The sequence below is a fragment of the Arcticibacterium sp. SM2516 genome (assembly GCF_057914865.1).
Genome location: NZ_CP195290.1, coordinates 3684296 through 3700506, shown reverse-complemented (window position 1 = coordinate 3700506; position 16211 = coordinate 3684296). Strand labels below are relative to the sequence as shown.

The 16211-nt window shown below is 39.1% G+C and carries 7 protein-coding genes; 4 read left to right on the top strand and 3 right to left on the bottom strand.

Annotated elements, in window-relative coordinates; all coding sequences use genetic code 11:
- Positions 1 to 15: 15 nt before the first annotated feature.
- Complete coding sequence (locus ACSBFT_RS15420; protein WP_489601295.1) at positions 16 to 8550, top strand: DUF7933 domain-containing protein; 8535 nt, start codon at positions 16 to 18, stop codon at positions 8548 to 8550.
- Here the strand turns inward: ACSBFT_RS15420 and ACSBFT_RS15415 are convergent.
- Positions 8547 to 9023, bottom strand: coding sequence for a hypothetical protein (locus tag ACSBFT_RS15415; RefSeq protein WP_489601293.1), 477 nt, complete (start codon positions 9021 to 9023; stop codon positions 8547 to 8549). The two genes, ACSBFT_RS15420 and ACSBFT_RS15415, sit on opposite strands and share 4 nt — an antisense overlap.
- A 57-nt stretch (positions 9024 to 9080) precedes the next feature.
- Here ACSBFT_RS15415 and ACSBFT_RS15410 point away from each other — a divergent pair, with 57 nt between their 5' ends.
- On the top strand, positions 9081 to 10520 hold the full coding sequence (locus ACSBFT_RS15410) for a tail fiber domain-containing protein (protein ID WP_489601291.1): 1440 nt from the start codon (positions 9081 to 9083) through the stop codon (positions 10518 to 10520).
- Positions 10521 to 10524: 4 nt separating this feature from the next.
- Positions 10525 to 10905 (top strand): hypothetical protein, encoded by a 381-nt coding sequence (locus tag ACSBFT_RS15405; protein ID WP_489601290.1) that lies wholly within the window; start codon positions 10525 to 10527, stop codon positions 10903 to 10905.
- On the opposite strand, the gene ACSBFT_RS15400 is transcribed toward ACSBFT_RS15405, so the two are convergent.
- A complete protein-coding gene (locus ACSBFT_RS15400; protein WP_489601289.1) occupies positions 10895 to 14110 on the bottom strand; it encodes a VCBS repeat-containing protein in 3216 nt (1071 codons plus the stop codon). The genes ACSBFT_RS15405 and ACSBFT_RS15400 overlap by 11 nt on opposite strands.
- 29 nt (positions 14111 to 14139) lie before the next feature.
- Positions 14140 to 15351: an AGE family epimerase/isomerase gene (locus tag ACSBFT_RS15395; protein ID WP_489601287.1), complete on the bottom strand. Its 1212-nt coding sequence runs from the start codon at positions 15349 to 15351 to the stop codon at positions 14140 to 14142.
- Between the two features lie 122 nt (positions 15352 to 15473).
- Between ACSBFT_RS15395 and ACSBFT_RS15390 the strand changes: the two genes are divergently transcribed.
- The gene (locus ACSBFT_RS15390; protein ID WP_463046864.1) at positions 15474 to 16211 is read left to right on the top strand and encodes an NYN domain-containing protein; all 738 of its coding nucleotides are present in this window, start codon (positions 15474 to 15476) and stop codon (positions 16209 to 16211) included.

The following is a 16211-nucleotide window of genomic DNA, read 5'->3' as shown; positions in this document are numbered from 1 at the left end:
TAGCCTGTAATTACAATGAAAAGAACCCTTACCCTCACGCTTGTCATTTTGTTTTTTGTCAAATTCTCTTTATTTGCCCAATATTCACCAGTTCCACCAAGTTTCAGTACCAACTTTTCTCCTTCCCCAGTTGGGCCTAGCTCAAGTTCGCTATTAACCTATACTATTAATAATAGTGAAGGTGGGGCAGTAACGGATATTGCCTTTACAAATACGCTTCCTGCTGGGGTAACCATTGCAAGTCCTTCAGGTTTGATTTTTAATGAAACTGATGGTACTGTAACCGCACCTGACGGTGATGACATCATCAGCTTTACAGGAGGGAAACTAGGAGCAGGAGCTACCATGACTATTCAGCTTTATGTAACTGCTGGTACTTCTGGGACTCATACTAATGTAACGGACGACCTCACTTCCAGTGCTGGAAATAGTGGAACTGCATCGGATGATTTGGTGGTAAATGCTAGTAACACGGGTCTTTCTACTGCTTTTAGTGATGCATCAGTTATTGTTGGGCAGACGTCTACCCTAACATTTACTTTTGATAATAGTCAGAATTCTAGTAACGGTATCAATGGTTCTATCTCCACTACTTTACCCGATTATCTTGTTTGGGCCAATCCAGTAAATATTACAAATTCCTGCCAAATCAACCCAGTAATACCAATAACGGCAAATCCTGGAGAACGAAATTTTTCATTTAATTTTAGTCCTCCTTCTTTCGCATATGTAGCCGAAGGAACCACATGTACTATTTCTTTGGATGTAGAAGCTGTGGATGTCGGAAGCGAATTGTTAGTAAGTACTCTAGTTGAAAATTTTGGCGGCAACATGAATGGTCTTGGGATTTCACTTTTGAAAGTTATTCCTAATACAGCTGGTGGTGTTCGTTTTGAAAAGAAATTCTCTGATAAGGTAGTTTCTCCTGGAGATACTACCATGCTTGAGTTTACTATTACTAATCTAGATAGGGCTAATGCTCTTACTGCAATAGCTTTTGCAGATGACTTAGATGCCGCTTTAAGTGGTATGATTGCCTTTGACTTGCCTATTAGTCCTAATGTTTGCGGTTCGGGTTCTTTAAGCTTCTCGGGTGGTTCTTTAGCTTTCACGGGTGGTTCTTTATCTCCCGAAGAGAGTTGTACTTTTTCTGTAGCTGTTAAGATTCCGAATAACGCTGCCGCTGGAATCGTTACAAATACCACCTCTGCGGTTACCGGAGATAGGGGAGGCAATCCAGTAACAGGGCCTGCAGCTACAGCTAGTTTGGATGTTAAGCTTAGACCAACTTTAACAAAGGAAATAGTACCTAACCCTGTTGATATTGGTGGAAGTACAATTTTTAGATATACACTTAAAAATACCGACCCTGCTAATGAATTAACTCTAGGTCAATTTATTGATGATGCTCATGGTTTTAACCATGGCCTTACTGCTACTTTTTCCTTCCCTCCAAGTGATTTTTGTGGAAGTGGTTCTACCATGGCAAATTATATTAACCCTTTTGGTAGTACCCTAGAAGGTATTCAACTTAGTAACGCTACTTTAGCCGCTGGAGCTTCTTGTACTTTTGATGTTGGAGTTACTTTTCCAAGTTCTGTAGACGAAGGAACTTATCCTTCTAAAATAACAAATTTACAAGGAACCTTAGATGGCTTAGCTGTTTCAGGAAAGTTACTTGTAAATAAGGATTTGATTATTACTACCCTACCAAAATTGTCAAAAAATGTAGTAGGAGATGCATCAATTCTTCCAGGAGATACACTAACGCTGGAGTATCAAATAGTTTTAGGTGAAGATGCCAGTCAAGGATTTACGGGGATAGCTTTTGGAGATGGTTTTTCTTCTTTGACCTCTTCTACATCTACTACTTTAAATGGTTTGGAAATTGTTGAAATTTTTGATGTAAATATGTGTTCTCCGGCAGTAATATCTGGAGATGGGACAGATTCTTTAAGCTTTAGCGGAGGTTCTATGTCCCCAGGAGACACTTGTTCTTTTAGGATAAAAGTTAAGTTAAGTACTGACGCTCCTATTGGTACTTTTTTAAGCTCAACTTCAAAATTAGTAGGGGATACTTTTACAAGAGATTCTGCTAGTACAAGTTTTGATGTTATTGGGATGATAATAAAAAAGGAATATAGTCAACCAATTTTCCAAGGAGATAGCATGACTATGATATATTCATTTATCAATGTTCATCCTAATTATAATATTAGCCTATCGAGTTTTAGTGATAAGCTAAACTCAGAATTAAATGGCTTACTTTATGATAAAGGCAACGTGACTGGGTATTGCGGAAGTAGTTCTGGTATCTTAGGGACAACTACTGAGTTGTTTCTTCATAGTATTGAAGTGCCACCTGCAGCTACATGTAAATTGGAGCTTAGAGTAAAAGTGCCATCAAATGCTGCATTTCAAGATTACAAGACGGAATTATCAAGATCAGGAGGTGTAACTCAGAATAGTGGGGCAAATTCAGGTACTGCAAATAGTGTTAAATTGATTAATGGTTCATTTGAAGTTTCTCCAGCCATAGAATTCTCTAAAACCTTTTTGAGCGGTGCTATTCCTAAGGATACCGTTTTATTGCAATTTAAAATTAAAAATGTTCACTCTACTTCAACTATTTCAAATATAGCTTTTACAGATAATTTAAGTGCTATGTATGCAGGCTTTACCAGTGTGGGTTTACCACGAGTCTTAGGATGGGGTTTCTCTTTGACCACTGCCTCTGGTGGAGATTCTATAATAGTTTTAAGTGGTGGTTCTCTTTTAGCGGGTGAGGCAATTAACTTTAATGTTAAAGTAAAAGTACCTGAGGATATTTACTCGGGCACTTTTAATAATACCACGAGCCAGATTAACTTTGATTTAAATTCCAATAATCTAACGCATAAAGCCGCTTCGGCAAACTTGGTTGTTAATAACGACAGAAGACCTACTTTTTCAAAAACCTTTGCTCAGGATACTATTCTTACTGGCCAAATCACGACATTGACCTTTAAGGTCGATAATTCCAATAATGCTGGTGCCGTCGGCTCTATTAGCTTTTCCGATAATTTGCCTGAAGGAATGTTTATTGCTAATACACCTAATATTGTAAATTCCTGTGGTGTGGGTACGGTAACCGGAGTAGCGGGTTCGACCTCGTTTTCTGTGAGTGGAGGGTCTGTACCGAGTGCATCTATTTGTACCTTTTCTGTAGATGTTAAGGTCTCAAAATCTAAGATGAATGTTAATACTTCGCAGGAATTGACATCAAACGCGGGAACTAGTGGAGTCGCAAAGGATAGTATTTATGTAAAGATGCCTCAGCCAAGTTCTTTTACGGTAAATACGCTTTCACATCAAGTTATTTCACTTAACGTAAGCCCTAATACTAATAATTCAGATTCTATCTTAGTAGCCTTTTCTACAGACGGTGTTTTCGGTGTACCTTCTGGTTTTTTGAATACTGGAGCTTCTATAAGTGGAGGAGGTGAAGTTCTGTTTAAAGGCTTAGCCGCAAACTTGCCAAATCACACAGGTTTAAATCAATCTACAGTTTATTATTACAAAGTTTGGTCTTTAGGTTACCATTTGTATTCAAACATAGGTTTGACTGGTCATGATACAACCTGCGTTAACCCGACTCAGGCTTTTGACGTTGTTCCATCGGCATCCGTAGTATGTGTTGGAACCAACCCTAAGCTGTCGGTGACACCGGTTTTAGAAAATGTGACCTATAAATGGCAGATGAAATCTCCTGGAGGAACATTTGCAGATATAGCCACCTCTTCCCTGTATTCCAAAGTGGATTCATCAACCTTATTACTTAGTTCGGTTTCTTTAAATGAGCATAATAAGATTTACAGATGTCTTATTTCAAGTAAATGTGATAAAGACACTACCAATGAATTTGAATTAAATGTTTACAGTAATCCAGTGATTACATTAAACCCGAAAGATTCAAGTAACTGTGCAGGCAGTGATTTTAAATTTTACGTTGCGGCATCTGGGCCGAATTTGACTTATCAATGGCAAAAAAGAGTAGGTTCAGCGGCCTTTGTTGATATTGCCTCTGCAGTGGATGATACTTTGACATTAAATGCGACTTCTTTTTCTGATGACAGCACTTTTTATAGATGTGTGATAACAGGAACTTGTGGTGTTTCTATTTCTGACACCGCACTTTTAAGAGCACCTTTGACACCTGTTTTAACGGCAGGCACCGTGGTCAATCCAAGTACCTGTTCGGGAGTTGATGGTTCTATTCCATTTACCAGTACGAATCTACCAAACGGTACTTACTCCTTGAGTTTCACAAGTACAGGGACGGCTAGTCCAAAGAATGTAACCGTTAGTGCCAATAGCTTTACTTTGGGAGGTCTGTCAGCAGGAGCCTATAGTAATTTCTCTGTAACGTATTTAAATTGTACGGGAACAGATGCGACTTCAAAGACATTAACCGATCCACCAAAACCGACGATAGCAGCACACACAGCAGTAAATCCAAGTACCTGTTCGGGTGTTAATGGTTCTATTCCATTTACCAGTACGAATCTACCAAACGGTACTTACTCTTTGAGTTTCACAAGTACAGGGACGGCTAGTCCTAAGAGTGTGACCGCTATTGCCAACACCTTTACATTGGGAGGTCTGGCAGCAGGAGCCTACAGTAATTTCTCCGTAACGTATTTAAATTGTACAGGAACAGATGCGACTTCAAAAACATTGACCGATCCACCAAAACCGACGATAGCAGCTGGTACAGCAGTAAATCCAAGTACCTGTGCGGGTGTTGATGGTTCTATTCCATTTACCAGTACGAATCTACCAAACGGTACTTACTCCTTGAGTTTCACAAGTACAGGGACGGCTAGTCCAAAGAATGTAACCGTTAGTGCCAATAGCTTTACTTTGGGAGGTCTGTCAGCAGGAGCCTATAGTAATTTCTCTGTAACGTATTTAAATTGTACGGGAACAGATGCGACTTCAAAGACATTAACCGATCCACCAAAACCGACGATAGCAGCACACACAGCAGTAAATCCAAGTACCTGTTCGGGTGTTAATGGTTCTATTCCATTTACCAGTACGAATCTACCAAACGGTACTTACTCTTTGAGTTTCACAAGTACAGGGACGGCTAGTCCTAAGAGTGTGACCGCTATTGCCAACACCTTTACATTGGGAGGTCTGGCAGCAGGAGCCTACAGTAATTTCTCCGTAACGTATTTAAATTGTACAGGAACAGATGCGACTTCAAAAACATTGACCGATCCACCAAAACCGACGATAGCAGCTGGTACAGCAGTAAATCCAAGTACCTGTGCGGGTGTTGATGGTTCTATTCCATTTACCAGTACGAATCTACCAAACGGTACTTACTCTTTGAGTTTCACAAGTACAGGGACGGCTAGTCCGAAGAGTGTGACTGTTAGTGCCAATACCTTTACTTTGGGAGGTCTGTCAGCAGGAGCCTACAGTAATTTCTCTGTAACGTATTTAAATTGTACGGGAACAGATGCGACTTCAAAGACATTAACCGATCCACCAAAACCGACGATAGCAGCACACACAGCAGTAAATCCAAGTACCTGTTCGGGTGTTAATGGTTCTATTCCATTTACCAGTACGAATCTACCAAACGGTACTTACTCTTTGAGTTTCACAAGTACAGGGACGGCTAGTCCTAAGAGTGTGACCGCTATTGCCAACACCTTTACATTGGGAGGTCTGGCAGCAGGAGCCTACAGTAATTTCTCCGTAACGTATTTAAATTGTACAGGAACAGATGCGACTTCAAAAACATTGACCGATCCACCAAAACCGACGATAGCAGCTGGTACAGCAGTAAATCCAAGTACCTGTGCGGGTGTTGATGGTTCTATTCCATTTACCAGTACGAATCTACCAAACGGTACTTACTCTTTGAGTTTCACAAGTACAGGGACGGCTAGTCCGAAGAGTGTGACTGTTAGTGCCAATACCTTTACTTTGGGAGGTCTGTCAGCAGGAGCCTACAGTAATTTCTCTGTAACGAATTTGAATTGTACAGGAACAGATGCGAGTTCAAAGACATTGACCGATCCACCAAAACCGACGATAGCATCAGGCACAGCTGTCAATCCAAGTACCTGCTCGGGTGTTGATGGTTCTATTCCATTTACCAGTACGAATCTACCAAACGGTACTTACTCCTTGAGTTTCACAAGTACAGGGACGGCTAGTCCAAAGAGTGTGACCGTTAGTGCCAATACCTTTACTTTGGGAGGTCTGTCAGCAGGATCCTACAGTAATTTCTCTGTAACGAATTTGAATTGTACAGGAACAGATGCGACTTCAAAGACATTGACCGATCCTCCTAAGCCAACGATAGCATCAGGCACAGCTGTCAATCCAAGTACCTGTTCGGGAGTTGATGGTTCTATTCCATTTACCAGTACGAATCTACCAAACGGTACTTACTCTTTGAGTTTCACAAGTACAGGGACGGCTAGTCCAAAGAGTGTTACGGTTAGTGCCAATACCTTTACATTGGGAGGTCTGTCAGCAGGATCCTATAGTAATTTCTCTGTAACGAATTTGAATTGTACAGGAACAGATGCGACTTCAAAGACATTAACCGATCCACCAAAACCAACGATAGCAGCAGGCACAGCAGTCAATCCAAGTACCTGTTCGGGTGTTAATGGTTCTATTCCATTTACCAGTACGAATCTTCCGAACGGTACTTACTCTTTGAGTTTCACAAGTACAGGGACGGCTAGTCCAAAGAGTGTTACGGTTAGTGCCAATACCTTTACTTTGGGAGGTCTGTCAGCAGGATCCTATAGTAATTTCTCTGTAACGAATTTGAATTGTACAGGAACAGATGCGACTTCAAAGACATTAACCGATCCACCAAAACCGACGATAGCAGCTGGTACAGCAGTAAATCCAAGTACCTGTGCGGGTGTTGATGGTTCTATTCCATTTACCAGTACGAATCTACCAAACGGTACTTACTCTTTGAGTTTCACAAGTACTGGGACGGCTAGTCCGAAGAGTGTTACGGTTAGTGCCAATAGCTTTACATTGGGAGGTCTGTCAGCAGGAGCCTACAGTAATTTCTCTGTAACAAATTTGAATTGTACAGGAACAGATGCGACTTCAAAGACTTTAACCGATCCACCAAAACCGACGATAGCAGCAGGCACGGCAGTCAATCCAAGTACCTGTTCGGGTGTTAATGGTTCTATTCCATTTACCAGTACGAATCTACCAAACGGTACTTACTCTTTGAGTTTCACAAGTACAGGGACGGCTAGTCCAAAGAGTGTGACCGTTAGTGCCAATAGCTTTACATTGGGAGGTTTGACGTCGGGTTCCTATAGTAACTTCTCTATATCCTATTTAGGTTGTTCTGCCCTCAGTAATGCTGTGATTTCAATAAGTGATCCCACTTATAGTGCTTCGGCGTCAAATTTAGGGCCATATGAAGAAGGTGATTTGGTTCAATTATTTGCTTCCAATGGTGTTTCTTTCGAATGGGCTGGGCCTAATGGATTTCATAGTTCCTTACAGAATCCAAGTATTTCAGATGCTAAGGCAGTGAACGCTGGGACTTATTCTGTGACCGTAATGGGAGAAAATGGTTGTTCCATCCAGTTGGCTACGGTGGTTGGTATATCCTGTAGCACACCAAGCATGTCTTATTATTTAGCTTACGGAGGAGCCATTCCTGAGCTTATTACGCCACTGAGAGCAGGTATGCAAGTGCAGCAGTCCTCCAGACCCATGACCGTTATTGCGTATAGCACATGTACTTCACCAAAAATAGAATCTGTCAAATTCCAACTCTCTGGTACAAGTAATCTGCAGTATTATATTGACAATGATATGCCATTCAATTTGCATGAATTAGGGAATGTCTCTAATGGAGATGTTTTACCCAATAATAGATATACGTTTATTTCTAGAGGGTATTCCGAGGATGATGCTGGAGGGCAAGTTTTAGTTGGGCCTGATGAAGTTCAATTTGATATTATTCCTCCATTGCCTAGCTCTGGATCTCCAAGGGTAGTGACCAAGCCTACTTATTCAATTTCTGAAATCTGTATTGGCACTAGTTTTAATGTAAGTACTTCATCAACAGGTGCGTTTATGGTGGGTAACTTATATCAAGTTTACCTTTCTGATGCCAATGGTCATTTCTCTTCGCGTACACTAATTGGGAGTTCCACAAATCCAAGCCAGATAAGTTGTACCATACCTAATTATATGAAAGGAGGCTCAGGATATAAGTTAATGGTAGTTTCTACGGCACCGGTAGTGTCCTCCATGATTTCGACCCAGCCATTAAGGATTATTTCTGCGGATTTAGTGCTAGCCTCACCTATAGATGATGTGGCTGGTGGGGTAGTGAGTTATAGTGCCATAAATAACATTAAAGCTACCAACAAAATTAATGGTAGCGGAAACCTTACCCTTAATTCGGGCAGGAAAATAGAATTAGAACCAGGTTTTAAAGCAGAGGCTGGCTCGGTATTTAAAGCAGAAATGAAGTCGGTATGCCAGAACTAAATAACATGGAGTTCAATGTTTCCTTTAAGTTCTTTGTCGCTTTTTTTGTCCCAAAGTTTAAAAAGGAAATGATAGGTTTCGCCTTTTATCACGGGTTTACCCATTCGGATATTAAATTTTAGATTTTCGGCATCAGATGCAGAGACACCAGTAACATCATATTTTTTAAAATAATCTTCAATATAGTAAATGACATTATTATCCTTATCTACCAATGAATTCTCTCCGCCGATAAAAACTTGGCCATTTTTACCAGGTGAGAAGTCGTCCACTCCAAGAATCTCAATGGTGAGTTCGTTGCCAAAGTCTATATTTTTATTTAACTTAACTGCTTGGTTATCATATACTTTGATGGCAGTTGGATTTAGACCCGTTTTTTTTACATACAATCCAATCTGTTCGTTGGCAATGTCTGAATTGCAGGAAACAAGAAAAAGGGCGATAGATATAAGGCTGGCTATTTTTGAAAACATTTTTTGAATTTTGATAAATTAATACGAATAATAATTTTAACATAAAACACAGATGACATGAAAGCAAGAATAAAAATTCTTTTCTCACTGCTCTTTGCTAGCTTCTTTATGCAGGCTCAAATTAGCAAAAAAAGAGATGATGTAGAGCTCAAACAGATAAATAGTATGGTAACAGAAGCTAAATCCGTTACAGATCAAGTCATTCTTGATGATTTAATAGTGGATGGAAGTGCCTGTGTAGGTCAGGATTGTGTAAACGGAGAAAGTTTTGGTTTTGATACCATCAGAATAAAAGAGAATAATTTAAGAATTAGGGCTCAAGATACCAGTACGTCCGCAAGCTTCCCTACTAATGACTGGCAGATCACGTTTAATGATTCCAGTAATGGAGGAGCTAATAAATTTGCTATTGATGACATTGATCATGGTAGAACGCCATTTACAATAGAAGCAGGGGCTAGGTCCAATTCTCTTTATGTGGATGATGGTGGCAGGGTAGGTTTTGGTACAAACACACCTGTTGTACAAATGCATAGTAAGGATGGTAATACCCCAACTCTAAGGCTTGAACAAGATGGTACTTCTGGTTTTACGCCGCAAACTTGGGATATGGCAGGAAATGAAGCTAATTTCTTTATTAGAGATGCTACTAATGGGAGTAAGTTACCTTTTAGGATATTTCCTAATGCTGCTTCGAATGCTCTAACTATTGAAGGAACTACAGGTGATATTGGCTTAGGAACTACTTCTCCAGATGCCGAATTGGATATTGAAGCTAATAACCCAAGACTTAGGCTTACTAACATTACCGCGAATTCTAAGGTTTGGGAAATGGGGAGTGATGCAAATTATTATTACTTAAAAAATGCTACTGATACCCGTGTCCCATTCAGTATAGAGTCATCTGCGTTGGACAGTGCCTTTACTATTAATTCGACGGGTATTAAGTTAAAAAACAGTGCTACCTTGACTTTTCCGGATGGTACCATTCAAACTACGGCATTTGGAGGAACAGTAGGTGCTTTTGCTAACTTAGAAGTTTCTGGAACTGCTTATTTTGCTAGTGATGTTTATGTAAAAGGAAATGTATTTCCTGGTGCCACATATAGCCCTTCTGATGCTAGAATAAAGAATGATATAAACCCACTATCTGATGCTACATCCGTAGTGATGAACCTATATCCAAAAACATTCTTTTATAAGAAAGAATTTACGGAAGAGTTGGGTTTACCTGAAACTAAGCAGTTTGGACTTATAGCTCAAGAAGTAGAGAGGTTCCTTCCGAATCTTGTAAAGGAATTTGAGACTAAGTCTGGTAATAAATTTAAAAGTGTTAACTATAATGCCTTAATTCCGGTTCTTGTTCAAGCCCTTAAAGAGCAGAAGGTAAGGATAGATGAATTAGAAAATCAAGTGTCGAACTATGCTTCTCTAGAGAATAGATTAAATGCTTTAGAGGCACAGTTGAATTCGAAAAATAAAAATGCAAAACGTTAATATCATGAAATATATTTTTACAATAATTTTTTGCTTGGCGGGAATGGTTTCTTTTGCTCAGCAAGCTACAGATGAAAACGGACGCCCCGTGGGTAGTAAACCTGCTTTGGTGGTATCATCGGAAGAATCAGATATCTATTTAAGAAAGGGTACAGCAAAGACCACTTCTTCTGATATTACAGTGGAATACTCTTTGCCTTTTGGCAAATCTGGTGGTAAATTGGTTTTGTTTCATCCTAAAAAGGATGAGGAGCTGAAAACCATAACGCTAACAGGTAACCACGGAAGCGTGGTGATAGACACCAAGGAACTAGGTTTTGAAGGGTTTAACGCTGGTCTATATTTAAGTGATGGCACTTTTGTTAAGAGCCAGTCTATTTATTAAGCATAAAAGTTTTTAAGTTGTCATTATTAATAGCAGCCCATATTTGGCTGCTATTTTTTGTTTTAAGGAATAATAGTTTGGATACGGAACCCTTCATCCAAAGTCCAGAAAGGGTGTTTGGCACAAATTTAAAACTACCATTACCTTGATTTAAGAGAAGGCAGCTTTTACTGCCTTCTGTATAACCTGAGTTGATAGGTTCCGCCTCGAAGTCGTTTCCGGCTAATAGTAAATCCTTTTTGCCGTCTTTGTCAATATCTGTTATCAAAATTGACTTAATAGTGAAATGTTGAGCTTCTTTGGGTAATTCTTGAGTCTCAATCTCCTTACCGCCCTTGTTCCAAAGAATTACGCTTTTCATAAAGTTGGCAGACAGCTTGGTGTTTTTAGATGTTAAGCCTGTTGGCTTATAAATAGCGTAAGAATTATAGTCTGGGAAAAGGCGTCTTAAATACGGATATTCTCTAATTAGCTCGTCTCTTGCAGGGATAATTAAACGGTTTCCATTTTGAAAGTACGTTTGAATCTTTTCTGTTTTACCCGTTTCTGTAAGGTCGAGTTCATGATATTCTAATGGGCTTTCTTTATGAAACGGGTATCGGAAATTGACTCCTTTGTTGCCTAAAACTAAATCGTCAAAACCATCATCGTCTAAATCTGCTATTTGAATACTATTCCATAAACCTTTCTGGTTTCCAAAAATATCGCTTTTTACTAGTTTTCCTTTTTGGTTTATGAAAAGGGTAGGAGCCATGTATTCGCCTACTATTATCAAGTCTTCCCAACCATCCTTATTGAAATCAATGGCTTTTACGTCTGAAACTAAACCTAAACTTCCAAGTTCAATTTTCTGAAACTTTGTATTGACGTTTTTTAGAATGTAAGAGTCTCCCACGTCAGGAAAAGTGCCAGGAAGCACCCCTCCTGCTCTGAAAATATCTTTCTGGCCATCATTGTTAAGGTCAATCAAGCAAGCAACAGATGCGGGGAAATTATCCTTTGGAAGGTGGTCAAAAGATTCTTTCCAACTTTTCCCTTCATGGTTTAAATAAAGATGGTCTTGATAATTTGCTGAGTTGAGAGGAAATTCATTGCTGCCGCTAGCGGTATATAAGTCTAAATATCCGTCATGATTGACGTCTATGAAAAGAGCAGATGCGTCCTCCCACGTTTGTGTAATTTTTAAGGACGTTTTAGAAAAACCACCATCTGAATTTTGAAAAAAGAAGTAGGATGGTGTCTCGGTATTTCCACCAATAAATACATCATCCCATTTATCATTATTAATATCTCCAGAGATTAAAACAGGACCATTTTGAGAATATTTTTTTAATAATAAATTCTCTCTATAAAAATCAATAAACCTAGATTCTGTATGCTTGTAGTCAAACGGTTTTTCAGTAAAAAGAGTAGGGGTGATTTTTTGTCCAATTTTGAATGGACTGGCTTTAGTAATATCGGCGGTGATGGTTTGGTTTGCTTCAATATCTTTAAAAAGCTGACTTTGTCCGTCGGCCCAAAATATCCTTAATGAATCTAATTTTTCGTTTTTACCTAGCCCAATGTTTATAGGCGTAAGCATAGCAGAAAGGTATCCCCTCGTAATAGCATTGGTATATGTTTGGCAAGTACCACCGGCAAAAGCTTTAATTCTAGTTCCCTGATTAAGAATAGCTTGATTTCCTTTTATGATTTGGACCTTTATAAAATTGTTCTTAGACTCATTTCTGAAAATATGGGCAGCTTCATTGATATTATTGACAACATAATCGAGATCTCCATCATTGTCCAAATCAGCGAAGATGGCTCCGTTTGAAAAACCCTCCGTTTGGGTAATCCATTGGTCTGAAGAGTTAGAGAACTTGAATTTTTCTTCATTTTTGAAAAACACATTTTTTCTTTTAAGTTTTGGTGAATTCAAGGCGTTAGAATTCATGAAATCCCTCATTTCTTGCTGAGATTCCGTTTTTTGAGCAAAGCTCATGTTATAAGAAATGTTATCCGAATTGGTCACATCTCTGAGATATCCATTAGAAATATAGAGGTCTTTAAGTCCGTCATTATCGAAATCTAGAATCAAAGGAGCCCAAGACCAATCTGTCGCGTGAATATCGCTGTATTGACCAATTTCATTAAAATAGGTATTGCCATTGGCATCATTTCCGGCGTTTTGAAATAACATATTTCGTGTGAACTCCTTCTGGTAGCCTAAGGTCTGTTCCGTTTCAAAAACATGATAAGAGGTCATCAGCATTTTCTTTTGCTGTTCGTTATCTGGCGGCAGCATATCTACAGTAACCATATCTAGCAAGCCATCGTTATTGATATCTGCTATGTCGTTTCCCATAGAGAACCGACTTTGGTAGGGTAAAAAGTCAGCGGCCATATTAGTGAAAGTGCCGTCTTGGTTATTGATGTATAAAATATCATTAGGAAGGAAATCGCTGGATGCCAAGATATCTTCCCACCCGTCATTATTAATATCTGCTATGGCTAAACCCAAGCCATGATTATTGGCGTTAATGCCACTTTCAAGCCCTACTTCTTGATAATGGCCGGTGCCATCATTTTTGTAAAGTTTATCTAAAGCATAATTCCCATATTGGTCTATTTTTCGGAGTAGATTTGGATTGCGGATGAGGTTAGAGGTGGTCAAAACATAGAGATCCAAATCGCCATCTTTGTCATAATCGAAAAATGCCGATTGGGTAGAAAGCGAAGTATCGGCAATTCCCCGCTCTTCCGCTTCTTCTTTAAATGTCAAGTTTCCTTGATTTACATAGAGTAGGTTTTTCAGGTTTTCTTCCGTCTCATTTCCCGCTTTGCAAACGTATAAATCTAGTAAACCATCATTATTGACATCTGTGATGGTTACTCCTGTAGACCAGCCCTTTTGGATAATTCCTGCCTGCTCCGTAATGTCTTCAAACACAAAATTGCCTTTATTCAAATACAGCTTGTCGTTTACCTGATTTCCGGTAAAATAAAGGTCAATAAGTCCGTCATTATTAATGTCGAATGCCGCAATGCCGCCACCGTTATAGAGGTTATGATAATCATAAACATTATACTTTTCATTTTCAACAATATTATTAGAAAAGTAAATATTACTGTGCTCAGAACTAACTTGTAAAAAGAGTTTACTGTCTTTCTTTGAACAGGAAAATAGGAATAAGGAGAAGAAGAAAGATAGAATTATTTTCAATGACTTAGGCGTAACTGGCATAATCAAATTTACGCAATCCGCTTGTAAATCTCCATACATGCACGGGCATTATGGTAGGGGGCTTTCCATGGGTTGCCTTTGGAGCCGTTTGTTACTTCATGTTTGGCGTTAACGCCGCCATACCATTCGCCGTTTACATGGTCAATAAGGTAATCGTTAATAAAAGCCCAGCAGTTCTCCGATTTCTCTAGGTAATTCACTTTACCGCTCATTTGGTAAGCATTATAAAAGCCAACCATGGCTTCTGCCATTACCCACCAGTCTCGCGAAAAGTTACCGTGACCCGTTTCTGGGTCAATTTCGTAAATCATGCCATGGTCTCCTTGGATTCCGTCTGCGGAATCTCTCGCCATAGGAAGACAAACTTCTTTACATCTTTCTACAAGGTGTTCGTTCCCTAAGATTTCGGCGGCTTCTAAAATGAGCCAACTGGCTTCAATGTCGTGCCCATAAGAAATGATTTTAGATTGAGGTGTCCAATCCTCTGAAAAGAACAAGGTCATTCTAGTATTTCCTTCACCAATGATTTTATCCAGCATTACTTCTAAACAATGCTTTAAATGAAAATGAACCTTCTCTGATTGGTCAACACGGTACAGATTTGCGAAGCATTCTAATAAATGGAGGTGTGTGTTCATGGATTTTCTAGAAGGACCTTTGGATAGTATATAGTCGTCTGTTTCAGACCAATCTTCATTATAAGCTTCTATATAACCTCCTTTTTTAGCATCGTATGAGTGCTCAATAATAGCAGCAAAGCACTTTTGTGCCATTTCTAAAGCAGGTTTATATCCCGTGGCTCTGTAGTATTCGCTCATACCATACACATAAAAGCTATGACCATACATCAGTTTTTTACCTTCCTCTTTCTTTCCTTGGGCATTTACAGTCCAGAAAACACCACCATTTTTAGAGTCCCAGAAGTTGTCCTTCAGGCTATCAAAAGCTCTTTGTGAAAGTTTTTCATAACTGGGTATCAAATGACTGTAATGTAACAGACTTGGTGTGTTTTTTATAAAATGAACGGCGGTGCTAAAACCCCAAAGTATTCGGGCGGTAGCCACCACAGATTTCTGAGTTTCTTTAGGTTGATTGTTGGCGTCTATAGTTCCGTAAAATCCTCCATTTTTTAGGTCTGGAGAATGCTTTGCCCAGAAATCAAGAATACTGAAAAATTCTTCTTTTACTTCTGTTTTAAAAGATTGTTTTGATAATGCCATTTATTTTAGGGTTGAATGTCTAGCAATTTAGTTAAAGGAAATATGTTTTTCTAGTTTGAGAATAGTCTGTTTGATTTCGTTTGGTTTAAATATGGTATATTGACGATATTAATAAGAAAAGAATGGACATTAAACTTGCGGTGCTTATAGATGGAGATAATATCCCGTCAGCTTATATCAAAGAAATGATGGAGGAGATAGCCAAATATGGCAACCCTACCATCAAAAGGATTTACGGCGACTGGACTAAACCACATCTTTCTAAATGGAAAAATCTCCTTTTGGAAAATGCTATAACACCCATTCAGCAATACGGATATACAACAGGAAAAAATGCGACAGATTCCGCCATGATTATTGACGCCATGGATATTCTATACTCTGAAAAAGTGGATGGCTTTTGTTTAGTATCTAGTGATAGTGATTTCACCAGGTTGGCCACAAGGCTCAGAGAGGCGGGCATGCAAGTTTATGGAATAGGAGAGAAGAAAACACCAAGCCCATTTATAGTGGCTTGTGATAAATTTATATATCTGGAGATTCTTAAACAGAGTCCTGATGCAGAGGAAAGTGATTTGCCAGGGCAAATCAAACCTAAGAAAAATGAAGTAGACAAGATTACCCCTAAAGAATTAAGCCTTATAGCTGGCACTATATCAGATTTGGCGGATGATGATGGTTGGGCATTCTTGGGAGATGTGGGTAATTTGCTTCAAAAAAAGATGCCAAATTTTGACTCCCGAAATTATGGGTTTCAAAAATTGACACCTCTTATAAGATCCATCAAAGGTTTTGAGATTGAAGAAAGAGAAAATCAGAAGGGAAGATTGAAGCTTATTTATGTTAGGATTAAGGGTTAA